The sequence below is a fragment of the Sorangium sp. So ce394 genome (genome assembly GCF_051474665.1).
Taxonomy (GTDB): domain Bacteria; phylum Myxococcota_A; class Polyangia; order Polyangiales; family Polyangiaceae; genus Sorangium; species Sorangium cellulosum_D.
This window is the reverse complement of sequence record NZ_CP150339.1, coordinates 10485902-10510804: the sequence shown is the minus strand read 5'-3', so window position 1 is coordinate 10510804 and position 24903 is coordinate 10485902. Positions and strand designations below refer to the sequence as shown.

Genomic DNA, 24903 nt, shown 5'->3' with positions numbered 1-24903 from the left:
GACACGACGTGTGCTAGGGCGTTGGGGCTGCCCGCCCGCGTCGAGCGCTCGCCGGAGGAGCCCGGGGCGTCAGACGTCCTGCCGGGGCATGATGACGCGCAGAACCCGTGGACTGCTCGACTCAGTCATAAGGACAATCCCCTATCTCTGGCTCGGACGTGTTGGTCGCGATCACGCCCGACACGACGTTGTTCACCGGGTAGAAGAGCGTATCGTCCGGGCCCGCCAGCCAGCACATCTGTTGGACGGACTTGCCCAGCACCTCGTTCTCGTTCTCGTTCTCGTTACAGACCGCGACCTCGCCGCCGAGGACGGTGACGTCGCTGGCCTCGATCCTGATACCCACGCTGTTGGGACCCGACCCGAACTTGAGATTGTTGTTGAAGACGTGCGGGTCCTCCAGGAGTACGTCGCCGATCCGGAACGTGCTGGCGGGCAGCTGCGTCCCCTTCGCGGTCAGGTACATGCCGTAAGATCCGTTGCCCCAGGCCCAGACGTCCTTCATCTCGACGTCCGTGCCCGCCTGGATGTGCACGCCATAGTAGTAGTTGTAAGCGGATTTGACCCTATAGAACCGGATCCCCGTCGGGACGTAGCCCGCCGTGGCGCTCGCCAGCACGACGCCGGAGCCCGCGTTGTGGTGAAAATAGGTGTTCTCGATCCGGATGTCCTCGGGCACCGAGACTGGGGCGTTGAGCGGCGCCTGAGTGAAGATTTGTATTCCGTGCCCACCATTGGCCCCTATGGCTCCATTGGTGGGATGAATCTGGTTGTGGTGGATCTCGCAGTTCCTCACGGTCACGTTGGCGGAGATGATCTTGAGCGCGGTGGCTCCGACCGGACCGTTGATGTTCTTGAGCTCGCAGTTCTCCACTTCGATCGATGGCGTGCCATGCACGGCGGGGTTCGACGACAGATAGATGCCGCCCTTCGGTACGCCGTCCACGATGACATTGCGGATCGTGCCCCCGGACCCCAAGGAGAACGTGATGCCATCCAGGTTGGACGGCTTGCAGGAAGGCAGCTCTTCCACGAGGGGCTCGTATCGCATGATGACGTTCTCCACCAGGCAGCTCGAGCATCTGTTGACGCGAATGCCGCTGTTGGCATTCGACCGTGGGCCGTCCGTGAGCGCGACCTGGAAATTGCGAATCCAGACATCGTTGATGACCTCGGGGGTGGTATTGTCCCCCCTGAGGGCCGCATCGATCTGGATTACCCCGGGAAATTGCTCCGGATTGCAGGGGACCGCCACCAGGGTCGCGGTGTCGGGATCGCCAGAGGCGGCGTCCGCGGACACCTCCGGTCCCGTGAGGGTCAGACGGTCGTAATGAGGTCTGATCGGAGTGCGCACCACGTATCGCCCGGCAGGGAAATATACGGTGCGCCTCAGGGTGGAGAGCGACGCTGCGCATTCGATGGCCTTCGCGATGCCCGGGCTGTCGTCGACGGTGCAGCTATCGTCGACGTCGGGGTCGGCAGAGAACGGCCATTCCGTCGGCCTCTGAAGGTAGGGCAGGACATCCACTACGCCATTCAAGTAGTCGACGGAGCCCGGCTCACAGCAGCTCACCTCATTGTTACCACCACAGCCGTTGTGCCTCTCATGCACCTCAAAGGTCCCCGGGCACTTCTGGTTCGAGGTGGCAGGCGAAGTGCAACACTTCTGTTCGCATGTGGAGGGCGCCCCGTTGAGCTGCTCGCAGGGAGAGCACGTGACCGTGGGGCAGAAAGGCCCCTCGCACGTCGGCGATATGTTAGGAACACCATCGCATTTAGCTCCAGTGAAAGAATCTCCTTCGAACGGCTTTTCCTTGTCGTCGTGGTGGCTGCACATTGCCTCGCTCGTGGTGCTTTCCTCCATGGGAGGGTCGTAGCCCCAGGCGGCCGGAGGCGGGTCCGCCCCGGCTGGGGCGGAGGCGAGCGCGAGCGAGGCTCCGGCGCAGATCGTTGCAAGCCGCTGCGTCAAGCGCATAGGTTCTTTGGTTCCTTGATGAGGGTCGTACGGTTATCGTCAACATCACGGCAGAGAGCAGCGACGAGCCGGTGCACGGCGACCGTGCGCCGCGACCATGCCGCGGTGCATGGGCGGATGCCCTCGCATGAGCAGGCGGCACCCTAGGCCGTGGCGCGCGCTGCGCGGCGCGCAGACCTTCCAAGGTCGGCTTCTTTCTGTCCTCTGGCATCGCCCGAAGGGCTCGTCAGGCAACGATGATGCCATCCGACGCGGCCTTGCATCGCGGCGGTGCCCGGCGCATCAGCGTAAAGCCCGCGAGGCGAGGGCCGCCGCGAACCCAGCCCAAGAGCACGGTTCCAGCGCGGCAGCGCGCTCCCGCGCGCGGCGCGGCAGCGCGCTCCCGCGCGCGGCGCGGCGAGCGCGTGGCAGGAGCGCGCTGCCGATGTCTCCTGTCACGTGACATGTCACGCTGCCGACGTCTCATGTCACGTGACATGTCACGCTGGGCGAGCCCGGTCTCTCTGCTGAACCGTGGGCGACTTCCCGCAGCAGCGCTGGCGCGTCCTCGCGCCGCCTGCGGAGCAGCCGGGTCGCAGCCTCCCGGAGGTCACGCGCTGGCGCTGGAGTCGACGTCGGACGCGCGCGCCGCCTCGGCGCTCGCTTTTGGCAACTCGAACCAGCGGGGGCGGGCGGGTGGGGGCCGAGTGACGCTGCGTGTACCCGGACGTTTCCAGGAGAGCGTTCGGGGTGACACGACGTGTGCTAGGACGTCGGGGCTGCCCGCCCGCGTCGAGCGCTCGCCGCAGGAGCCCGGGGTGTCAGACGTCCTGCCGGGGCTTGATGACGCGCAGGACCCGTGGACTGCTCGACTCAGTCATAAGGACAATCCCCTATCTCTGGCTCGGACGTGTTGGTCGCGATCACGCCCGACACGACGTTGCCCACCGGGTAGAAGAGCGTATTGTCCGGGCCCGCCCTCCAGCACATCTGTTGGACGGACTTGCCCTGCGGCTCGCACTCCTCGTTACAGGCCGCGACCTCGCCGCCGAGGACGGTGACGTCGCTGGCCTCGATCCTGATACCCGCGTTGGTGGGACACGACCCGGCGAGGCGATGGTTGTCGACGACGAGCGGGTCCTCCAGGATGACGTCGCCGATCCGGAACGTGCTGGCGGGCAGCGACCCCTTCGCGGTCAGGTACATGCCGTAAGATCCGTTGCCCCAGGCCCAGACGTCCTTCATCTCGACGTCCGTGCCCGCCTGGATGTTCACGCCATAGTACTGGTTGTAAGCGGACTTGACCCTATAGAACCGGATCCCCGTCGGGACGTAGCCCGGCGTGGCGCTCGCCAGCACGACGCCGGAGCCGGCGTTGTGGTGAAAATAGGTGTTCTCGATCCGGATGTCTGCGGGCACCGCGACTGGGGCGTTGAGCGGCGCCTGAGTGAAGATTTGTATTCCGTGCCCACCATTGACCCCTGATCCATTGACAGGATGAAGCTGGTTGTGGTGGATCTCGCAGTTCCTCACGGTCACGTTGGCGGCGATGATCTTGAGCGCGGTGGCTCCGACCGGACCGTTGATGTTCTTGAGCTCGCAGTTCTCCACTTCGATCGACGGCGTGCCATGCACGGCGGCGTCCGACGACAGGTAGATGCCGCCCTTCGGTACGCCGTCCACGATGACATTGCGGATCGTGCCCCCGGATCCCAAAGAGAACGTGATGCCATCCAGGTTGGACGGCTTGCAGGAAGGCAGCTCTTCCACGAGGGGCTCGTACCGCATGATGACGTTCTCCACCAGGCAGTTCGAGCATTTGTTGACGTGAATGCCGCTGTTGGCCCTCAACCGTGGACCGTCCGTGAGCGCGACCTGGAAATTGCGAATCCAGACCTCGTTGAGCTCTTCGGGGATGGTGTCGTCTGCCCTGAGGGCCGTGTCGACCTGGATTACCCCGGGAAATTGCTCCGGATTGCAGGGGACCGCCACCAGGGTCGCGGTGTCGGGATCGCCAGAGACGGCGTCCGCGGACAGCTCCGGTCCCGTGAGGGTCAGATCGTCGTAATGAGGTCTGATCGGAGTGCGCACCACGTATCGCCCGGCAGGGAAATAGACGGTGCGCCTCATGGTCGAGAGCGACGCTGCGCATTCGATGGCCTTCGCGATGCCCGGGCTGTCGTCGACGGTGCAGCTATCGTCGACGTCGGGGTCGGCAGAGAACGGCCATTCCGCCGGCCTCTGAAGGTAGGGCAGGACATCCACTACGCCATTCAAGTAGTCGACGGACCCCGGCTCACAGCAGTCCCCCTCGTCCTCATCATCATTATCCTCATCATAACCACAGCCGTTGTGCCTCTCATGCACCTCCAAGGTCCCCGGGCACTTCTGGTTCGTGGTGGCAGGCGAAGTGCAACACTTCTGTTCGCAAGTGGAGGGCGCCCCGTTGAGCTGCTCGCAGGTAGAGCACGTGACCGTGGGGCAGAAAGGCCCCTCACACGTCGGCGATATGTTAGGAGCACCATCGCATTTATCTCCAGTGAAAGAATCTCCTTCGAACGGCCCGTCTTCGTCGTGGAGGCTGCACATCGCCCCGCTCGTGGTGCTTTCCTCCGTGGGAGGGTCGTAGCCCCAGGCGGCCGGAGGCGGGTCCGCCCCGGCTGGGGCGGAGGCGAGCGCGAGCGAGGCTCCGGCGCAGATCGTTGCAAGCCGCTGCGTCAAGCGCATAGGTTCTTTGGTTCCTTGATGAGGGTCGTACGGTTATCGTCAACATCACGGCAGAGAGCACCGACGAGCCGGTGCACGGCGATCGCGCGCCGTGACCGTGCCGCGGTGCATGGGCGGATGTCCTCGCATGAGCAGGCGGCACCCCAGGCCGTGGCGCGCGCTCCGCGGCGCGCAGACCATCCAAGGTCGGCTTCTTTCTGTCGTCTGGCATCGCCCGGAGGGCTCGTCAGGCAACGATGATGCCATCCGACGCGGCCTGGCATCGCGGCGGTGCCCGGCGCATGAGCGTAAAGCCCGCGAGGCAAGGGCCGCCGCGAACCCAGCCCAAGAGCACGGTTCCAGCGCGGCAGCGCGCCCCCGCGCGCGGCGAGCGCGTGGCAGGAGCGCGCCGCCGATGCCTCATGTCACGTGACATGTCACGCTGCCGATGCCTCATGTCACGTGACATGTCACGCTGGGCGAGCCCGGTCTTTCTGCTGAACCGTGGGCGACTTCCCGCAGCAGCGCTGGCGCCTCCTCGCGCCGCCTGCGGAGCAGCCGGGTCGCAGCCTGCCGGAGGTCACGCGCTGGCGCTGGAGCCGACGTCGGCCGCGCGCGCCGCCTCGGCGCTCGCCTTGGGCAGCTCGAACCAGAAGACGCTCCCCTCGCCGACGACGGTGCTGAGCCCCACCAGACGCCGCGCCTGTTGCTCGAACCAGCGGGAGAACCCCTCGACGGCTGCAACGAACCGGCTGCCCACGCTGGATTGAAAGCGTCCCCGAGGGGGCCTCCTGGAGCGGCGCGACCGCCTCGGCCGCCGTCCTGCGGTTGCGCGCCATCGGCGCCGGGCCGCGCCGCCGCCGATTGGCTCTGCGTGTCATACCTCCCGCCGGGGCTTGATGACGCGCAGGACCCGTGGACTGCTCGACTCAGTCATAAGGACAATCCGCTATCTCTGGCTCGGACGTGTTGGTGGTGCTCACGCCCGACACGACGTTGCCCACCGGGTAGAAGAGCGTAGTATCCCCCGGGCCCGCCAGCCAGCACATCTGTTGGACGGACTTGCCCAGCACCTCGCCCTCGTCGTTCTCGTCGTTACAAACCGCGACCTCGCCGCCGAGGACGGTGACGTCGCTGGCCTGGATCTTGATACCCACCTTGTTGAGACCCAACCGCGGGAGGAGATTGTTGTTGAAGACGAGCGGGTCCTCCAGGAGTACGTCGCCGATCCGGAACGTGCTGGGGGGCAGGTTCGACCTCGCGGTCAGGTACATGCCGTAAGATCCATTGCCCCAGGACCAGACGTCCTTCATCTCTACGTCCGTGCCCGCCTGGATGTTCACGCCATAGTGCTGGTTGTAAGCGGATTTGACCCTATAGAACCGGATCCCCGTCGGGACGTAGCCCGGCGTGGCGCTCCCCAGCGCGACGCCGGAGCCGGCGTTGTGATGAAAATAGGTGTTCTCGATCCGGATGTCCTCGGGCACCGAGACTGGGGCGTTGAGCGGCGCCTGAGTGAAGATTTGTATTCCGTGCCCACCATTGGTCCCTATGGCTCCATTGGTGGGATGAAGCTGATTGTGGTGGATCTCGCAGTTCCTCACGGTCGCGTTGGCGGCGATGATCTTGAGCGCGATGGCTCCGACCGGACCGTTGATGTTCTTGAGCTCGCAGTTCTCCACTTCGATCGATGGCGTGCCATGCACGGCGGGGTTCGACGCCAGGTAGATGCCGCCCTTCGGTACGCCGTCCACGATGACGTTGCGGATCGCGCCCCCGGATCCCAAGGCGAACGTGATGCCATCCAGGTTGGACGGCTTGCAGGAAGGCAGCTCTTCCACGAGGGGCTCGTATCGCATGATGACGTTCTCCACCAGGCAGTTCGAGCATCTGTTGACCTGAATGCCGCTGTTGGCCGCCAACCGTGGACCGTCCGTGAGCGCGACCTGGAAATTGCGAATCCAGACCTCGTTGATGGCCGCGGGGGTGGTATTGTCCCCCCTGAGGGTCGTGTCGACCTGGACCACCCCGGGAAATTGCTCCGGATTGCAGGGGACCGCCACCAGGGTCGCGGTGTCGGGATCGCCAGAGGCGGCGTCCGCAGACAGCTCCGGTCCCGTGAGGGTCAGACGATCGTAATGAGGTCTGATCGGAGTGCGCACCACGTATCGCCCGGCAGGGAAATAGACGGTGCGCCTCATGGTCGAGAGCGACGCTGCGCATTCGATGGCCTTCGCGATGCCCGGGCTGTCGTCGACGGTGCAGCTATCGTCGACGTCGGGGTCGGCAGAGAACGGCCATTCCGCCGGCCTCTCCAGGTAGGGCAGGACATCCACTACGCCATTCAAGTAGTCGACGGAGCCCGGCTCACAGCAGCCCACCTCATTGTTACCACCACAGCGGTTGTGCCTCTCATGCACCTCCAAGGTCCCCGGGCACTTCTGGTTCGAGGTGACAGGCGAAGTGCAACACTTCTGTTCGCATGTGGAGGGCGCCCCGTTGAGCACATCGCAGGGAGAGCACGTGACCGTGGGGCAGAAAGGCCCCTCGCACGTCGGCGATATGTTAGGAACACCATCGCATTTAGCTCCAGTGAAAGAATCTCCTTCGAACGGCTCTTCCTTGTCGTCGTAGTGGCTGCACATCGCCTCGCTCGTGGTGCTTTCCTCCGTGGGAGGGTCGTAGCCCCAGGCGGCCGGAGGCGGGTCCGCCCCGGCTGGGGCGGAGGCGAGCGCGAGCAAGGCTCCGGCGCAGATCGTTGCAAGCCGCTGCGTCAAGCGCATAGGTTCTTTGGTTCCTTGATGAGGGTCGTACGGTTATCGTCAACATCACGGCAGAGAGCACCGACGAGCCGGTGCACGGCGACCGTGCGCCGCGACCATGCCGCGGTGCATGGGCGGATCGCCCTGGCATGAGCAGGCGGCACCCCAGGCCGTGGCGCGCGCTCCGCGGCGCGCAGACCATCCAAGGTCGGCTTCTTTCTGTCCTCTGGCATCGCCCGGAGGGCTCGTCAGGCAACGATGATGCCATCCGACGCGGCCTTGCATCGCGGCGGTGCCCGGCGCATCAGCGTAAAGCCCGCGAGGCGAGGGCCGCCGCGAACCCAGCCCAAGAGCACGGTTCCAGCGCGGCAGCGCGCTCCCGCGCGCGGCGAGCGCGCGGGAGGAGCGCGCCGCCGATGTCTCCTGTCACGTGACATGCCACGCTGCCGACGTCTCATGTCACGTGACATGTCACGCCGGGCGAGCCCGGTCTTTCTGCGGAACCGTGGGCGACTTCCCGCAGCAGCGCTGGCGCGTCCTCGCGCCGCCTGCGGAGCAGCCGGGCCGCACCCTCCCGGAGGTCACGCGCTGGCGCTGGAGTCGACGTCGGACGCGCGCGCCGCCTCGGCGCTCGCTTTTGGCAGCTCGAACCAGAAGACGCTCCCCTCGCCCACGACGGTGCGGAGCCCCACGCGGCCGCCGTGCGCCTCGGTCAGGCGCTTGACGGTCGCGAGGCCCAGACCCAGACCCGGCACTCGAGCGCTTTGCGCTCGGACGTGAGGCTCGAACACCAGCTGCTCGACGGCTGGCGCGATGCCGGGCCCCGTGTCCTCCACCTCGATCCGCACGGCATCCCTGGCGTCGAGCACCCGGACGACGACGCGACAGGTCGCCGCGTCGCCGAGGTACTTGAGCGCGTTGCGGATCAGGTTGGCGAGGATGCTGGTCAGCACGCCCGGGCTCGCGGCCACCGCGCACGGGGCGAAGGGCTCGACGCGGAGCTCCGCGCCGAGCTCCGCCGCGACAGGGACGAGCTCGACCATGAGGTCGTCGATCACCGGGCGCACCTCGGCGCGCGCGCCCGGCTCCGGCCTCGCGCCCGCGCGAGCGAACCCCAGGAGCCCGTCGGTGATGCGCTTGACCCGCAGGATGGCCCGCCGGCCCCGCTCGATCGACGCTCGTGCAGGCTCTCCCTCGCCGCACCGCCGCAGGGCGAGGTCCAGCGCGAGCGCGACCGCGCCGAGGGGGCCGAGCACGTCGTGCGCGACCCGGCCAGCGAACTGCTCGAGCTCATCCGCTCGGCGCTCCAGGAGCACGCCCTGCCGCCAGAGCAGCCTCACATTGCGCCGCACCTGCACGGCGGCCGCCGCGCAGGCCAGCAGCGCGAACGCCACGCTCGCCGTGTTGAGCGCCAGCGCGACCCGGCGCGAGCGAACGCGGTTGGCCGCGATCTCGATCGCCATGCGACGTGCGTGTTGTGCGTTGAGCTCGATGCTCGCCATCACGGCCTCGCTCGTCGCGTCGAAGTCCGCTCGCAGCGTGTCGTCCATGAGCTTGTTGGCCTCGCGCGGCTGGTCGTTCGCCACCAGCGAGAGGACCCGATCGGTGTCCTGCCCGAGCTTGCCGAGCTCCTGCGCGACGGTCTGCCACTGCTTGAGCTCTCCCGGATAGACGGGGATGACGAGGTAGGCGTCGAGGCTCCGGGAGAGGTTGTCGCGCGCCTGATCGAGCTCGCGGCGGTCGAGCGGCCGGCCCAGCACGGCGCTGTTGACGAGGTCGCTCAGGAGCGCCTGGGTGTGCCTCAGCTCGGCGCGCGCGGCCGCCAGGTGCATGATGCTCGGCGTGGCGTTCTCCGCCAAGCTCATCGCCGCAGCGTCGATCTCGGCGGCTCGGTGCTCGGCGTAGGCGGCCGAGATCACGAAACTCGCGATAGCGGCGAAGAACGCCGCAAATAGCGACAGCAGGATGGACGGCAGCCGCTCGATCATCAGAGAAGATTTCGATTTCGCCGGGGCCTGCAGCCATCGCACCTCCATGCCGGGATCCTGTTGCGCCGCGTGCGCGAGCGCAACGCCGGAAGAGCGCCGGAGCCGCGGCGGATCGCCGTCGCCGCAGCGGCAGATGTCCGCCGGGCTCGTGTCAGGTGCTGACAGAGCGACCGGAGCTCGTTGGTGCATCCCCTCGCGCCGCCATTGTGGCGCTCGGGGCTGAGCGCACATGACTTCTGCGCCGGCCCGGGAAGACTCGCTTCCTTTCTTTTGCGCGCTCCACGAGGAGGCCGGGCCGCGGCCGCCGCTCAGCGGTTCACGCTGGTGTCCGGTCCGGCGCCCTTCGGGGGCTCGTACGGCTCGGGGCTCTTGCCGACGGTCCTGAGGTTCACGAGCTTGTTGAGCAGGTCGAACCAGAACGGCGCGCCGAGCGACGCGGCGGCCGCGGTGATGAGGATGCCGGGGCTCAGGAGCCGATCGAGCACCCCGCGGATCCAGGCGACGATGGCCTGGCCGAGGATCGCCGAGAGCGCGTTCCAGAGCCTCGGCACGCTCGTCTGCTCGGGGGCCTGCACGCCCCAGGCGATCTTGAGATCGAGCCCGGTGAGCTTGCCGTGCGCGCTCCCGCCCTGGGCGAGCGCGGCCATGAGGTCCTCGTCCTGGTCCATGCCGCCCTCGTGCGGCGCGGCGCGGGGCGCCGTCTTCGCCATCTCCTGCGCCGCGGCGATGAGGTGGGCGCGGACCACGGCGTCGCGCGAGAGGGCGCCCGCGAGCTTGATGCTGTCGGCGTTGAACCCGACGCACAGGACGAGCGCCGTCGCGCTGATGATGAGCTGCGCGCGGCGCTTGTACCGCCCGGAGGCCCGGTCCATGGCGTCGTTGAACCAGCGCTCCAGCCGGATGTTGGCCTCACGCATGTCCCGGACCGTGCTGTCGACGATCGTGGCGAGGGCGCGCCGGAGATCGCTCTCCCGCGGCATGCGCTCGATGATGCCCTTCAGCTCGTCGAGCGGCGCCTCGTCGCTGCTCGGCAGCGCGGCCCCGCCGCCCGGCGGCGCCGCCGCGGCGCCGGCCGACGGGGGCGCGGCGGCGTCGGCGATGGCGGGCGGGGACGGCGCGGCGGCGCTCTCCGGCGATGCGGGCGCGGCGTCGCCCGCCGGCGCCGGCGCGGAAGCGGCGTCGCCCGCCGGCGCGGAAGCGGCGTCGCCCGCCGGCGCAGGCGCGGGGGTCGCGGCGATGGAGAGGGCGGCCCTCGCCAGGAGGGGCGACGGCGCGGCGCCCGCCTGGGCGAGCGACGGCGCCGCCGCGACGGCCTGCGGGGGCGACGGCGCGTCGCTCCGGGGCCAGTCGATGTGCCGCAAGGTGTCGATGAGCGCGGCCACGAACGCGTGCGCGGGGATGTAGGACGGCCCCACCCACCCGTACTTGAGGTCCTTGATCAGCGGGTGCTGCCGGAGCGCGTCGGCGAGCGGGCTCGGGTGCGGCCCCGGCATCAGCCGGACGCGCACGAGGTCGGCGGCGCGGCGGAGCACGCGCGTCGCGATCGGCTCGCTCGGGGCGGCCCCGTGCGCGGCGGCCTCGCGGGCGGCGAGCGACCGGAGCACGTGCGGGTCGAGCGCGCGATCGGCCAGCATGATCTCGATGCTCTGCGCGAGGTTGAGGGCGCGCAGCCGGAAGACGCCGGCGAGCGCCTCGTAGATGGCCGAGCTGAGGACGCTGAGCAGGAAGAAGACGCTGACGAGGCCGATCGCGATGTCGAGGGTCGTTCCCATGGGCATCCGGGAGGGCAGGGCGCGCGGCGGCGCGAGGCGCAGGCCGGCGCGCCTCGCGGTGCTCCCCCTGCCAGCAGGACAAGGAGGAAGACGTGGCCTTGCGAGCGCCCGTTCCCCTCCGCGACCCTCCCAGCATACGCCACGCGGCGCTGCGGAGCGAGCGCCACCCGCGGCGCCACCCGTGCTCGCCGCGAGCGCCAGAGCGCGCTCGATGCCGCGGGATCTTGATCTACCATCCCGCCCCCGTGACGAGCACCACGCTACCCCCCGACTCGCAGCGCAGCAGCGACCCGCCGCTGCGCACCTCCTGGGCCCAGGAGCGGGCCGACCTCGACCGGACGCAGCGGCCAAGGCGCGCTCGGCTCGTGCACGAGCCGCCGCCGGCGTCGCCGCCCGGGACGCTCGTCATCGAGGACACGCGGCGGCCGAAGATCTTCGTCATCGACTACGACGCCGAGGTGGTCTCCGAGAAGGAGATCCCGACCCTCGACGAGTGCATCCCGTACCTCACGGACGACCGGCCCTCCATCACGTGGGTCGATGTCCGAGGGCTCGGGCACAAGGCCACCTTCGAGCGGCTGGGCGAGATCTTCAAGATCCACCCGCTCGCGCTGGAGGACATGGTCAACGTGCCCCAGCGGCCCAAAGCGGACGTCTACGGCGGCGAGCACGTCCTCATCATCGCCCGGATGGCGCAGGTCACCGAGCGCTGCGAGCTGCGCACCGAGCAGCTCGCGATCCTGGTCGGCAAGACGTTCGTCCTGACGGTCCAGGAAGAGGCCGACTGGGACGTGATGGAGGCCGTGCGGGAGCGCATCCGCACCGGCCGGGGCACGGTGCGGACGCGCGGCGCCGACTACCTGGCCTACGCGCTGCTCGACGCGGTGGTCGACGGCTTCTTCCCCGTGCTCGAGCGGCTCGGCGAGCGCATCGAGGACCTGGAGGTCGAGGTCATCGACGCGAAGCGCTCGATGTCGAAGCCGATCCACGACCTGAAGCGCGACCTGCTCACGCTGCGGCGCGCCATCTGGCCGCAGCGCGACCTCGTGAACGCGCTGCTCCGCGAGGACAACCCGATCTTCACGAAGGACACGAGGCTCTACCTGCGCGACACGTACGACCACTCGGTGCAGCTGATGGACATGGTCGAGACCTACCGCGAGCTGAGCTCGGGCCTCATGGATCTCCACCTCTCCGGGATGTCGAACCGGATGAACGAGATCATGAAGGTGCTCACGATCATCTCGACCATCTTCCTGCCGGTCACCGCGATCGCGGGCATCTACGGGATGAACTTTCACCACGAGAGCTCGCCGTACAACATGCCCGAGCTCGACTGGTATTACGGCTATCCGCTCGTCTGGTGCCTGATGTCGGCGAGCGTCGTCGGGCTGCTCACGTACTACCGTCGCAAGGGCTGGCTCGGGAAGGACGGCGACGGCCGCTGAGCGGCGGCGGCGCGGCGAGGGCGGGGTCGCGGCGGCGCCGCGTGGGCGCGGGCCGCCCGGCGGCGCGGGGCGTCAGCGCTTCGTCGCGGTCGTGTAGAAGGCGAGGTTCCGGAGCAGGCGCGGGTCGCCGGGGCGGCGGGCGAGCGCCGTGCGCAGCGCGGCCTCGCCGGCGGCGAGCTCGCCGAGGTAGAACGCGCTCGTGGCGACGAGGTCGAGCAGCCTGTGCTCGTAGATCTCGGCGTCGACGAAGAGCGTCGCCTGGGCGGGGAAGGGGATGGCGGCGCCGCGCGAGGCGAAGAGGTAGGCGAGCGGCCAGCATTGCTGCTCGTACCAGCGCCAGGCGACGGCGAAGAGCGGCTCGGCGCGGTGCGGGCTGTGGGCGTGGGCGTCGAGGTAGCGCTGCTGCACCTCGGCCCAGGGGCGCCCGAGCGCGTCGGCGGTGCGCGCCATGCGGAACAGCGACTCGTAGACCTCCTCCTGCCAGCCGCCCAGCGCGGCGCGGCGCTCGTAGGTCTCGAACGCCTCCGCGTGCCGGCCGAGGCACTCCAGGGTCTGCGCGAGGTAGAAGACGGTGCGCCCGTCGCGGGGGGCGCGGGCGAGCGCGGCCGAGAGCAGCTCCAGATCGCGCTCCCACCGCCGGGTCTGGGCCGCGGGGTCGCGGCGGGAGAGGTCGTGGACGACATGGGCGTCGGGGACCCGGATCGAGGGGGGCGGCTCGCCTTGCCGGGTGAGCACCTCGTGGGTGGCGCCGACGTAGCGCCACCCGGCCGAGGCGCGGGCGAGCCGGGCGGAGTCGTAGACGGCATCGCCGTAACGCACGCGGACGTAGTAGGCGCCGTGGCCCGGGCCCGAGGCGTCGCGGCGCTCCTCGCAGAAGCGGCGGAGCGCCCCGCCGCCGACGAGGCGCTCGTCGCCGCTCAGCATGAGGGTGAACACCGCGGCGTCGCCCGCGAGGTCGAGCGCGCGATTGCGCGTCGCGCCGAAGTCGACGAACGGCTCCTCGACGAGATCGCCCGGGACCCCCTCGAGGGCGGCGGCCGCGAGGGCCTGGGTGCCGTCGGTGGAGCCGGTGTCGAGGAGGGTGAAGCGGTCGATGTGGGGCCTGACGGAGGCGAGGGTCTCGCGGATGGAGGGCGCCTCGTCCTTGACGATCATGACGAGGGCGAGCAGGGGGCGCGGCACGGGAGGCAGTATGCCGCCGGGCGTGCCCCCCTGGCGCGACGATTCGAGCCGGAATGAACGGACGGGGGACGGGCCCGCCGGAGCGCCGGTGAGGGGCGCGCGGAGGTGCGATTGCGCTGCGCCGAAGTGGTCGCGGCCGAGGCGTCCTGTATACTCTCCATATCGTCGCTATGGGGATGCGCAGACGCTGGAATGCTCTCCTGGTCATCGGCGCGGCGGCCGTCCTCGCGTTCGCCTCCTGGAAGGAGCGCGCCTGGTCCTCCTCCGACGCCCCCGATCCCCCGGGCGGGCCGCCGGGGCCCTTGCGGTTCGAGCAGACGCTCGACGTGGACGTGTTCCAGCGTGGAAATCTCCACACGCACACGTCGCTGAGCGACGGGGACAGCGCGCCGCGCGAGGTCGTCCGCTGGTACCGCGACAACGGGTATGCGTTCGTGGCCCTGACGGATCACAACCAGCGCGCCGATCCTGCGATGTTCCGGGATCTGGAGGTACAGCCGAATTTCGTCGTTCTCCCCGGCGAGGAGATCACGATGTCGGCGGAAGGGCGGCCGGTGCACGTGAACGCGCTCTGCACGCGGGCGACGATCGGCGGCGGCGATTTCCCCACCAAGGGCGAGGCGCTGAGCTGGGCGGTCGGGCGGGTGCGGGCGCAGGGGGGCGTGGCGCTCATCAACCATCCGAATTTCGACTGGGCACTGACGGCCGGCGACCTCCTGGGGGCGCCTGCGGCGGAGCTCCTGGAGATCCACAGCGGGCATCCTTACGTGCACACCGAGGGTGACGCGGCGCGGCCGTCGCACGAGGCGCTGTGGGACACGGTGCTGACGGCGCGCGGCTTCGTGGGCGGGGGCATCGCCGGCGTGGCGGTGGACGACCTGCACCAGCTCGTGCCCGGGTCGAACGCCCCGGCTGCGGGGCCCGGCCGGGGGTTCGTCGAGGTGTTCTCGCGCGAGGTGTCGCGCGCGGCGATCTGCAGCGCGCTGGCCAGGGGGCGGCTCTACGCGTCGTCGGGCGCGCGGCTGCGGAGGATCTCGATCGGCGGCGATGCGTTCTCGGTGTGGCCGGTGGCCGCGGGCGCGGTCGTCGAGTTCGTCGGGCGGGGCGGGCGCGTGCTGGAGCGGCAGCAGCCGCTGGCGGGGCGGGCGACGTACCGGCTCCGCGGCGGGGAGCGCTACGTGCGGGCGCGGATCACGCGGCCGGACGGGAAGCGGGCGTGGACGGCGGCGTACGCGACGGTCGAGTAGGGGCGGCGAGGGCGGGAGCGCGCGGCGCGGAGCCGATGGGCGGCCGGTAAGGCGAGAACGACCCGGGGAAGATCGCCGGCGGGCTCATTGATGGCGACGTCGGGGGGCGCCGCGTTCGGTCCAGGGTCGGGGGCCCGTCCGGCGTCGGCGGCCTTTCTGCGCCCACCTCAGCTTCCCTGAGGGCCGACCTACGAAAAAGCGATTGGATCGTTGGCGGCGCGAGGATGCAGACTTCTTCCCATGGTAGAGCAGACCCTGCCCAACTCGAAGCGAACGCCGGCCTCGCGAGGGCACGACATGCATGGTCCCCGATCGGGCCCGTGTCGAGCGCGTGGACAGAGCGATGAGGTGGCCGCTGGACGCCGGGAATCGTCAAGCTCGGTTCGAGGGGCGCTGGCTGGCCTTTCGCTATCCATGCTGCTGTCCTCGCTCGGCACGAGCATCGCCAACGTCGGCCTACCGACGCTGGCGCACGAGTTCACCGCCTCTTTCCAAGAAGTCCAGTGGATCGTGCTCGCGTACCTCCTCGCCATCACCACGCTGATCGTCACCGTCGGTCGACTGGGCGACATGACCGGACGTCGGCGGCTGCTGCTCGCAGGGATCTTCTGCTTCACGGCCGCCTCGGTCCTGTGCGGCGTCGCGTCTGCGCTGTGGCTGCTGATCGCCGCCCGAGCGGCGCAGGGCGTCGGCGCGGCCGTGATGATGTCCCTCGCCGTGGCGTTCGTCGGCGAGACGGTTCCGAAGGCAAGGACCGGCAGCGCCATGGGGATGCTCGGAACGATGTCCGCGATCGGCACCGCGCTGGGCCCTTCACTCGGCGGCGCCTTGATCTCCGTGGCGGGGTGGCGGGCGATATTCCTCGTCCAGGTACCGCTGGGTGTCCTCGCGTTCCTCATCGCGTATCGCTACCTGCCCCTCGACCGCCGGGGGCGGCGCGCCCGCTTCGACTTTGTTGGCACGGTGCTGCTTGCGCTGACGCTCGCGGCGTATGCGCTCGCCATGACGATCGGGCGTGGCCGTTTCGGCACCGCCAACGTAGCGCTGCTGCTGACCGCCGCCGTCGGCGTGGGGGGCTTCGTGCTCGCCGAGGCCCGCACGACCGCGCCGCTGATCCGGCTCACGATGTTTCACAGCGCGGCGCTGAGCGCGAGCCTCGCCATGAGCATGCTCGTCTCGACGGTGATGATGGCGACGCTGGTCGTCGGGCCGTTCTATCTCTCTCGTGCGCTCGGCCTCGACGCGGCGCTCGTCGGAGCCGTCATGTCGGCTGGCCCGCTCGTCGCCGCGTTGACGGGCATGCCGGCGGGGCACATCGTGGACCGCGTCGGCGCACAGCGCATGACCGTCGTCGGTCTCGTCGGCATGGCCGCCGGCTCGTTCCTTCTGTCCATGATACCAGCGAGGCTCGGCCTCCTGGGCTACGTCGTCCCGACCGTCGTGAGCACCGCCAGCTATGCGCTGTTCCAGGCGGCGAACAACACCGCGGTCATGACGGACATCCATCCGGACCAGCGGGGGCTCGTCTCCGGGATGCTCAACCTGGCGCGCAACCTGGGCCTCATCACCGGTGCGTCCGCGATGGGCGCCGTGTTCGCGCTCGCCTCGGCGACGAGCGACATCACGAAGGCGAGCCCCGAGGCCGCCGCCGGCGGGATGAGGGGCACGTTCGCGGTCGGATCGACGCTGATCGTCGCCGCGCTCGCGGTCGGGTTTGCATGCCGTGCCTTCGCGGCGCGCCCGTCCGGGCTCGCTCGCCACGGGGAGGCGTCGTGACGCGGCCGAGCGGCGGGCCCAATCACGACGTCTCCCCTGCTCGAACGATCGACGCGGCAGCAGCCAGCAAGGGGTCCTGCGCACGGCTCGCCAGATGCGCGAAAAGGACTCGCACCAACGTCTGGCATTCGAAGAGAAGCTCGACCTCCCCCCGGGCTTGGGCCTCCTTCGCGGTGTCGGCGTGCAGCAGGCCAACTCCGGTCCCACCGGCGATCAGCGTCCGCGTGACGTCGTTGCGATCGACGCTGATGATTCGCTTGGGCCGGATTTGATTCACCTTGAACAGGCTCTCCGCGGCCCGCCCACAGCAGGCGCTGAGCGTGGGATAGATCCACGGCAAATCCGCGAGAGACCTCCAGTCCGGTCGTCCCGAGATCGCGACGAGCCCCGGAGGCGCTACGAGGTAAATTCTGAACCGAGACACTTCGATGGCCGCCAGCTCCGGATCGAGCTCGCCGGACTCATTGTAGAAGCCAGCGTCCAGGCTGCCGTTGCGTATGCCAGCGAGTATATCGAGCGAAGTCGCGTGTTTGAGGACCACCTCCACTTCAGGGCAGCGCTCCGAGAGGACCGCGAGGAGCCTCCCGACTGCCTCGTTGTTCGAGTTGCTGCCCGCGCCGAGGCGGAGCTTCCCAGCAAGGCGCCCCTTGATACGCGTGGCCTCGTCCATCAATTCTTGATGAGCGGCGAGCGCCTGTTCCGCCTTGACGAGGAGCCGCTCGCCCTCACGGGTCAGGCTCATGCCCCGAGCCGTGCGTTCGAACACGGCGATGCCGAGCGCGTCCTCGATCGCCTTGATGTGCGCGCTCACCGCGGGCTGGCTCAGGTGCAGCAGCGCCGAGGCGCGCGTAATGCTGCCTTCGCGAGCCACAGCGACGAAGGTCTTGAGCTGATAGATATCCATCTTATCCTGTTCTGGTTTCCCCCAGCCGTCCGGCCGTGGGCGGCGGCGTAGGGGCGGCGAGGGGGGAGCTCCAAGGGGGCGACTTCCTCAGCAAGAGGAAGGAGACGAGGCACAGGATCAGCTCCGAGCTCGCCTCCGCGGCCCAGATCCCGGTGAGGGAGAACAGGCGGGAGGCCAGCAGCAGCACCGGCAGCTTGACGAGGAGGGTGCCCCCGAGGGTGAGCAGCAGCGCCTCCCTGGCCCGGCCGACCGACTGGAACGAGGCCGCCGTGACCATGACCACGCCGGTCAGGGGGTAGGACAGCGCCAGCAGCCGCAAGGCGGTCTGCCCTTCGGCGACGATCGCGCTCTCTCTGGAGAGCAGGGCGATGAGCGCCGCCGGCAGCAGCAGGCAGACGCCGCAGACGAGCGAGCCATAGGCGACCGCGGCGCTCAAGGAGAGCCGGACGGTCTCCCGTACCCGCTCGAAGTGCCTCTGGCCGAAGTTGTACCCCACGAGCGGCTGCATCCCCTGGACGATGCCTGTCTGCGGCGTGATCAGCCCGGCGTAGAGCCGGCCCACGATCGCGAACACGCCGAGGGCGCTGTCGCCGCCGCTCATCCTGAGCAGGTTGTTGGTGGCGACGGCGACCAGGCTGACGCTGAAGTTCTTGACGAGCGAGGGGAGCCCGATCGTCAGCACCTGGGCGATGATGGGCCAGTCCGGCTTGAAATACGACGCCTTGATGCGATAGGAGCGGTCCTTTCTGAAGAAGAAGAAATAGACGCTCATGCCGGCCGAGAGGGTCTGGCCAGAGACCGTCGCCAGGGCGGCGCCCGAGACGCCGAACCGCAAGACGAGGATGAAGAGCCAGCACAGGACGATGTTGGCGCTGACGGGGATGACCCAGATGGCGGTCGAGTACCTGGCGTTGCCGTCCGCCCTGATGATGGCCGAGTAGCCGGTGCTGGTGATGGCGCCGAGGAAGATGATCCGCCCGTACTCGACGGCATAGGGGGCGATGCTGTCGGTGGCCCCGAGCAGGTACACGATCGGCTCGATGAAGGCCGAGCCCAGGACCGTGATGGCGAGCGCCGCCGTCCAGAAGATCAGGAAGGTGTTCGCCACGGTCCGGGAGGCCCTCTCCACGTCGTGCTCGCCGAGCGCGCGGGAGACCACCGAGGCGCCGCCGGCACCGACGGTCGTGGAGACGGCGCCGAGGGCGATCAGGACCGGCGAGACGATCGAGGCGCCGGCGGCCGCCAGCGAGCCGATGCCCACCGAGAGAAAGTAGATATCCGTGATGCTGTAGCCGGCATAGACCAGCAGGGAGAGGGTCGTCTGGGAAGACATCTCCAGGAGCAGCTTCCCGATCTTCTCCGTCCCCAGGCGCTCGACCCTGGAGTTGCCGCCCATGCGCGCTCAGCCGGCCTTCAGCCAGTCCATGCTCGCGCCCATCATCTGCCTGGAGAGGTTGTAGACGGAATCGGTGTCATAACTCCGGTAATAACACTCCGTGTTCATGACCAGGGCGAGGTGCAGCGAGTACAGGCAGCACCTTTGTTCCTCCTCCCGGGTGAAGGAGGTCTTGCCGTAGCCGCGCATGCTGTGGGTGATCCCCTCGCTGAAGAGCAGCCGGAACTGGGACTCCATCAAGGGATCGGCCCAGAGCGCCCGTTCAAAGTCGATGATGCCGGTGACCCTGCCGCCCTTGACGAACAGGTTGAGGTCCCAGGCGTCCCAGTGGACGAGGCGGGGCGTGGTGACCTCCTCCAGCGCGGAGGCGTGCTTGAGGATGGCGGCGCGGATCTCGTCGTAGCCGTGGTCGTACACCACGTTCTTCCTTGCGCCGTCGTCGAGCACCGACTCCATGATCTTGAGGAACGCCTCTCTCCAGGTGCTCGCGCGCAGGTCCGGGTTCCCCTCGTAACCGAAATAGGCGCCGGTGAAGCCGTTGATCTCCCGGATGATCTCGCCGACGTGCCGGTCGACGGACGCCTGAGCCTCGGGGGGCAGGCGCGACCTCACGTGCTCGAGGTTGTCCCCGGGGATCTTCTCCATGAAGAAATAGTCCGAGTCGCACAGATCGCGGGCGTCGTCGTAGAAGTAGACCTCGGGCACTGGAATGGCAGGGTTCCGCCGGACAAGGCGCATGGCGGCGACCTCCGTGGCCATGATGTTCTTCTCGTACGACAGGACTTCCGCGTCTTTCGGAGGCGCGATCTTGAGGATGACCTCGCGGCCGTCGGCGAGCCGGACGTCGTACGCCGCGTTGAACCAGCCTTCCTTCAGCTCGCGCACGGCATGCTCGCCGTCCGCGAGCGCCGCGCCGCCGAAGGCCCTGGCGGCCATGGCCGCGATCTGCGGGCGCGTCTTCGTGTTCTTGGTCTTGCTCTCCACGGCTTTCCCTTGGTCGTCGACGGCCGGTGTGATCGGCGCAACAGCGTCCGTCGTGCTGGACTTGGGCCGCTGTCGGGGCGCGGCCGGGAGTGTACCAGGGCACGGAGCAGGGGGACCGGCTCTTTGCGGCAACCCATGGGCGCTCGACGAGCGGCCTGTGCGGGCGCGGATCACACCGCCGGCGGATGGAACGCGGGCGTGGACGCAGGCCCACGGGACCGTGGCGTGACGAAGCTGCCAATTGACTTGGGATCGCCGCTGCAAGTATCTCAGAGTACGTGCGTCGCTTGATCTCCTGGCTGCTGCCATGTGCTCTCGGGATGTCCGTCGCCGGTGTCGGGAATGCGGCGAGCGCGGACGAGCCCTACGCCGATCCGGACGTGCGCGCGGCGTCGATGACGGCGGGGCTGCTGCGCCGCGCCAGGCAGGCGCAGGCGGCCGGGCGGCAGGTGGCGGCCGCGGCGACCTACGAGCGGGCGCTGGAGGCCGCGCAGGGGGCGTGGACGACCGACGCGGAGCGGGCGACGATCGCCGGTGAGCTCGGGCTCGTCGAGCTCTCGCTGGGGCGGCATCGGGACGCGGCGAGCCACCTGGCGCAGTGCCTCCAGCACCGGGGCGTGATCAGCGGGTGGCTCCGCGACCAGGTCGACGATGGCCTGCAGCGCGCCGCGAAGCGCGTGGCGACGGTCTACGTGACGACCAATCCGCCGGGCGCCGAGGTCCTGATCGACGAGCAGGCGCTCTACCCGCCGGAGCCGGTCCACGAGGTGTTCGTGGAGCCGGGGCAGCACACCGCCCGGGCGCGGCTCGAGGGGCACGAGGAGGCGGTGAGCTCGTTCTTCGCCGAGGCTGGCCTGACGCACCCGGTCGCCCTCAAGCTGCGGCGCCTTCCGGAGCGCGTCGCGCGCGCGTCGGAGGCGGCCCCGGCTGCGCCGCTTCCGGCGGCTCCGGCTGGGGCTCCGGCGGGGTCGACCTTCCCGCTGACGGAGCTGCGCATCGGCGGGGTGGCGCTCACGACGGCGACGGTGGCGGCCGGCACGGTCTTCCTCCTGCGGTCTGGCGTCCTCCGCGACGACCTCGCCGCGCAGGAGGCCGCGCTCCGCGGCGGGGGAGGGGACCCGTCCGCGTGCGGGGGGGCGGACGCGCCGCTGGCCTGCGCCGAGCTCCGCGACACGGCCGAGGAGCGGGACCTGTTCCGCGAGCTCGGGGTGGGGACGCTGGTGGCGGGCGGCGTCTTCGCGGCCGTGACGGTGGCCGCGTTCCTCACGGATCTGTCGTACCTGGCGCGCGAGCCGGCCCGCCAGGGCGTCCGCGTCGTGCCGGTGATGACGGCAGAGCGGGCGGGGGTCTTCCTTCAGGGCACGTGGTGACAAGGCACGTCCTCTTGTAGCGACGCAACATGGGCAACCCGGCCGTCAGGGGAGCTGGGTTTTCCCTTGGCTATCGAGGCGCGCCTCCCAGCGTCGGACAAACCTGGATACGTGGAGGTCCCGGCCCTCTCAGCCCGCATGCCCCCCGCGCTTGCCGTCCAGCCGCGCCAGCACCGCCCGCGGCGACATCGTCGCCCGGTAGACGTAGATCTCCCCCGCCTCGTCCTCCCCCAGCACCTCCTCGCTCACGCGGAGCTGCTTGCCGACCGCGAGCAGGATCCTCGCGGGAAACCCCTTCCGGATCAGCTCGACGCGCCGCCACACCGCGTCTCGGCTCCAGAAGCCGAACGCCTCCAGGTACACCTCCTCGCCGGTCTCCGCGTTCAGGAACACGAGGTCCGGGACGCACACCACCTCTCCGGGCAGCGCGAACAGCCGCTCGTTCGGCGACACGGTCCAGGGCGATCCGAGCTTTTTGAACCCCTCGCAGAACGCGTCCAGCTCGGGCGTCGTGTCCGCGAGCTCGCGCCCGTGGAACACGAGCCCGTCCGACGGGCCCATCTCGACGGCCAGCGGCTCCTTGTCGCGCCCCCAGCGCAGCTCGGCGCGCAGCCGGAACGAGGCGCACGAGAGCACCGACGGCAGGAACATCGCGAGCCGCAGGCCGTAACGCTGCACCGCATCGAACAGGCTGAACGGGCCGTCGAGCACGATCGTGTAGCCGGAGACCGGATCGCCCTGGACCACGTGGATCAGGCCGTGAAACCGCGCCGCGCGGAAGATCCGCCGGTACCGCGGGGCGCTCTCGCCCTCGACGCGGATCGTCACCTGCGTCGCCTTCAGCAGGATCGACTGCGCGAGCGACAGGTTGTACCGGTCGAGCAGGATCTCCGGCGCGTCCGCGGCCGCGCGCCGGAGGATCTCGGCGCCGCGCAGGTCGGCGTAGAGCCCCGCCTCGATCGCGGCGGGCGTCGTGCCGAGCCGGGCGGCCACCTCGTCGAGCACCGCGGCGCGATCGAAGCGGGCGCGGACGTCGAGGGCGCGGTGCGCCGCCGCCGCGGCCAGGAACAGCTCCCGCCGGAGCGCCTCGGGGTCGACGCCCTCCTGCACCTCGTACTCGCAGCCGTCCTCGAGCACCTTCCGCAGGCCGAGCGCGGCGACGCGATCCCGCGCGGGCACCTCGACGGCGTCGAGCGCGGCCTCGACGTCGTCGCGGCGCTCGCCGACGCGCTGGGACAGGATCTCGATGTACGCGCGCGCCACCGGGAGCAGCCGCTCGGCGGCGGCCCCGCGGAGGTACTGCGGGACGAGCAGCCCGCCGCGGCGGCGGACGCGGACGAGATCACTGGTAAGCAACGTGCTCCCGGCGCTTGTCGCTCACCCGCTGCTCGCTCGTGCCGAGGGCGACGAGCTCGTAGAGGATCGCCGTCTTGTTCTCGCTCCGCCGCAGGATGCGGCCGAGCCGCTGGACGTGCTCCCGCACCGAGCCGCTGCCCGACAGGACGATCGCGACGTTCGCCTCGGGCACGTTGACCCCCTCGTTCAGCACCTTCGACGTGACCACCGCCGACAGCGCGCCGCGGTTGAACGCCTCGAGGATGGCGCTGCGCTCCTTCACCTTCGTCTGGTGCGTGATGGCCGGCAGCAGGAACTGCCGCGAGATCTGGTAGACCGTGGCGTTGTCCTCGGTGAAGACCAGCGTGCGATCGGCGCGGTGGGCGTGGAGCAGCCGCGCGAGCACGTCGATCTTGCCGGGCGCGCAGAGGGCGAGGCTCCGCTGGCGGCGGTACGCCTCGAAGGCGCGGCGGCCGGCGTCGGACTGCGAGCTCAGCAGGATGAACTGCCCCCACCCCTCGGGCATGCGGATGCCGTTCGCCCGCAGAAAGCCGATGTACACGGCGCGCGCCGCCTCGTACGCGGCGCGCTCGTCCTCCGAGAGCGGGACGTCGAGCCGGACGACGTCGTAGGCCGCGAGGTACTGCCCGGAGAGCTCGGTGATCTCGCGGCGGAAGACGATCGGACCGATGAGGTCGTCGTAGCCCCGGCCGTCCGCGCGCTCCGGCGTCGCGGTGAGGCCGAGGCGGAAGGGCGCGAGGCACATCTTCGCGGCGAGCGCGTACGACGGGCTCGGCAGGTGGTGGCACTCGTCGAAGATCACGAGGCCGAAGCGGGCGCCGAGCCGGTCCATGTGGGCGTGCGCCGAGTCGTAGGTGGTCACCGTCAGGTCGAGGACGTCGTGGTAACCGCCGCCGAGCAGGCCGATCGGGACGCCGAACGCGGCGGAGAGGCCGTCGTACCACTGGTTCAGGAGATCCAGCGTCGGGACGACCACGAGCGTGCTGCGCTGGCGCGCGGCGATCGCGAGCGTCGCGACGAACGTCTTGCCCGCGCCCGTCGGGAGCACGACGACGCCCCGGCTGCGCCGCCCGGCCCACGCCTCGAGCGCCTCGCGCTGGTACGGGAAGGGGTCGTGCTTGGCGAGCGGCTCGAGCGGCAGCGCCTCGTACTTGCGGGCGGCGTCGGTGAAGGCGACCCCGCGGGCGCGGAGCCGGAGGACGAGCTCGGCGTAGTCGATGGCCGGCACCCGATAGACGCGCTCGCGCGCGTCCCAGCGGCAGGACGCGGGCAGGCACGCGGGGTCGAGCGGCGCGCCCTCCGCGGCCGAGCCCGGCGCCCCGTCGCCGCCCGGCGCCTCCGCCGGGAGGGCGCTGCCGTCGAGCTCGCCGGCCGGCGCCAGCGCGGGGCGCGGCGCGACCCCCTCGATGCGGAGGGTACCGCCCTGGAAGCTCAGGACGATCGGCGCTGTGCGGACCGGCTCGGTCATCGGCGCCCTCTTTTGCCGCGGGCGGGGCCGCGTGCCAAGCCCGGAGAGCGGCGATCAGGCCAGCTCGGTCGGCATGATGGAGGCGCCGCGGATCGGCGCGCGGTAGCGGACCCACACGAGCGGGGACTCGTGCAGCGTGATCGTGAGGGTGGTGCCGGCGTTCAGCGGGAGCCTGCGGCCGAGCTCGCGGTGGATGTAGCGCGCGATGAGCTCCGGGGTCGAGCGCTTGCCGTCGAACGCCGGGTGCTCGTCGAGGTTGCGGTAGTCGATCTCGGCGAGCACGCTGCGCAGGTTGTCCCGCAGCACGCTCGTCTCGACGACCTGGCCGAGCGGCGACAGCTCCTCCCGGTCCACCTCCACGCTGACGGTGTAGGTCGCGCCGTGCAGGCGCTGCGCAGGGCCGAACTGCTCCCCTTTGAGGCTGTGGGCCACCATGATGTGATCGCGGACGCCGACCGTGTACATGGTCGCACTATACCCGTCGTTCCGGCGTCGGAGGGAGATCCCAATCGCCTGCCGCGGCGCGCGGGAGTAAGGTGCGGACGGGTGCCCGCTCCGGCCGCCGCGTCGGCAGGCGGGTTCGTGCGGGA

Annotated in this window: 17 protein-coding genes; 4 read left to right on the top strand and 13 right to left on the bottom strand. The window is 69.7% G+C overall.

What is annotated here, in order from left to right:
- Positions 1-121: 121 nt before the first annotated feature.
- The 6 genes from WMF33_RS38855 to WMF33_RS38830 form a co-directional block, all read right to left on the bottom strand.
- A complete protein-coding gene (locus WMF33_RS38855; RefSeq protein ID WP_437333337.1) occupies positions 122-1528 on the bottom strand; it encodes a glycosyl hydrolase family 28-related protein in 1407 nt (468 codons plus the stop codon).
- Between the two features lie 1299 nt (positions 1529-2827).
- Positions 2828-4219 carry a glycosyl hydrolase family 28-related protein gene (locus tag WMF33_RS38850; protein WP_437333336.1) on the bottom strand — a complete coding sequence of 464 codons (1392 nt, stop codon included), beginning with the start codon at positions 4217-4219 and terminating at the stop codon, positions 2828-2830.
- A gap of 1021 nt (positions 4220-5240) precedes the next feature.
- Positions 5241-5420, bottom strand: coding sequence for a hypothetical protein (locus WMF33_RS38845; RefSeq protein ID WP_437333335.1), 180 nt, complete (start codon positions 5418-5420; stop codon positions 5241-5243).
- Positions 5421-5589: 169 nt separating this feature from the next.
- Entirely contained in the window at positions 5590-6996 is a 1407-nt protein-coding gene (locus tag WMF33_RS38840) for a glycosyl hydrolase family 28-related protein (protein WP_437333334.1), read from the bottom strand.
- Positions 6997-8003: 1007 nt separating this feature from the next.
- The gene (locus tag WMF33_RS38835; protein WP_437333333.1) at positions 8004-9458 is read right to left on the bottom strand and encodes a sensor histidine kinase; all 1455 of its coding nucleotides are present in this window, start codon (positions 9456-9458) and stop codon (positions 8004-8006) included.
- Between the two features lie 260 nt (positions 9459-9718).
- Positions 9719-11182, bottom strand: coding sequence for a hypothetical protein (locus tag WMF33_RS38830; protein WP_437333332.1), 1464 nt, complete (start codon positions 11180-11182; stop codon positions 9719-9721).
- A 245-nt stretch (positions 11183-11427) separates the two neighbouring features.
- On the opposite strand from WMF33_RS38830, the gene corA reads away from it, so the two are divergent.
- The gene (gene corA, locus WMF33_RS38825; RefSeq protein ID WP_437333331.1) at positions 11428-12630 is read left to right on the top strand and encodes a magnesium/cobalt transporter CorA; all 1203 of its coding nucleotides are present in this window, start codon (positions 11428-11430) and stop codon (positions 12628-12630) included.
- 72 nt (positions 12631-12702) lie between these two features.
- Here corA and WMF33_RS38820 read toward each other — a convergent pair whose 3' ends face one another.
- Positions 12703-13812, bottom strand: coding sequence for a glycosyl transferase (locus WMF33_RS38820; protein ID WP_437333330.1), 1110 nt, complete (start codon positions 13810-13812; stop codon positions 12703-12705).
- A gap of 176 nt (positions 13813-13988) precedes the next feature.
- Here WMF33_RS38820 and WMF33_RS38815 point away from each other — a divergent pair, with 176 nt between their 5' ends.
- Both WMF33_RS38815 and WMF33_RS38810 read left to right on the top strand, forming a co-directional pair.
- Entirely contained in the window at positions 13989-15059 is a 1071-nt protein-coding gene (locus WMF33_RS38815) for a PHP domain-containing protein (protein WP_437333329.1), read from the top strand.
- Positions 15060-15473: 414 nt separating this feature from the next.
- Positions 15474-16835, top strand: a complete 1362-nt coding sequence (locus WMF33_RS38810; protein ID WP_437333328.1) for an MFS transporter — start codon at positions 15474-15476, stop codon at positions 16833-16835.
- 22 nt (positions 16836-16857) lie between these two features.
- Here WMF33_RS38810 and WMF33_RS38805 read toward each other — a convergent pair whose 3' ends face one another.
- From WMF33_RS38805 to WMF33_RS38795, 3 genes are read right to left on the bottom strand one after another with little or no spacing between them, the layout of a single operon-like run.
- Positions 16858-17739, bottom strand: a complete 882-nt coding sequence (locus WMF33_RS38805) for a LysR family transcriptional regulator (protein WP_437333327.1) — start codon at positions 17737-17739, stop codon at positions 16858-16860.
- 1 nt (position 17740) lies between these two features.
- Complete coding sequence (locus WMF33_RS38800; protein WP_437333326.1) at positions 17741-19135, bottom strand: MATE family efflux transporter; 1395 nt, start codon at positions 19133-19135, stop codon at positions 17741-17743.
- A gap of 6 nt (positions 19136-19141) precedes the next feature.
- Positions 19142-20119, bottom strand: a complete 978-nt coding sequence (locus WMF33_RS38795; protein ID WP_437333325.1) for a phosphotransferase family protein — start codon at positions 20117-20119, stop codon at positions 19142-19144.
- A gap of 320 nt (positions 20120-20439) precedes the next feature.
- On the opposite strand from WMF33_RS38795, the gene WMF33_RS38790 reads away from it, so the two are divergent.
- The gene (locus tag WMF33_RS38790; protein ID WP_437333324.1) at positions 20440-21489 is read left to right on the top strand and encodes a PEGA domain-containing protein; all 1050 of its coding nucleotides are present in this window, start codon (positions 20440-20442) and stop codon (positions 21487-21489) included.
- Between the two features lie 129 nt (positions 21490-21618).
- On the opposite strand, the gene WMF33_RS38785 is transcribed toward WMF33_RS38790, so the two are convergent.
- From WMF33_RS38785 to WMF33_RS38775, 3 genes are read right to left on the bottom strand one after another with little or no spacing between them, the layout of a single operon-like run.
- On the bottom strand, positions 21619-22845 hold the full coding sequence (locus tag WMF33_RS38785) for a DUF790 family protein (protein ID WP_437333323.1): 1227 nt from the start codon (positions 22843-22845) through the stop codon (positions 21619-21621).
- Positions 22832-24313, bottom strand: coding sequence for a DEAD/DEAH box helicase (locus tag WMF33_RS38780; protein ID WP_020739894.1), 1482 nt, complete (start codon positions 24311-24313; stop codon positions 22832-22834). The genes WMF33_RS38785 and WMF33_RS38780 overlap by 14 nt, the downstream gene beginning before the upstream one ends.
- Before the next feature lie 54 nt (positions 24314-24367).
- Positions 24368-24778: a 6-pyruvoyl trahydropterin synthase family protein gene (locus WMF33_RS38775; RefSeq protein WP_061629189.1), complete on the bottom strand. Its 411-nt coding sequence runs from the start codon at positions 24776-24778 to the stop codon at positions 24368-24370.
- Between the last annotated feature and the right edge of the window lie 125 nt (positions 24779-24903).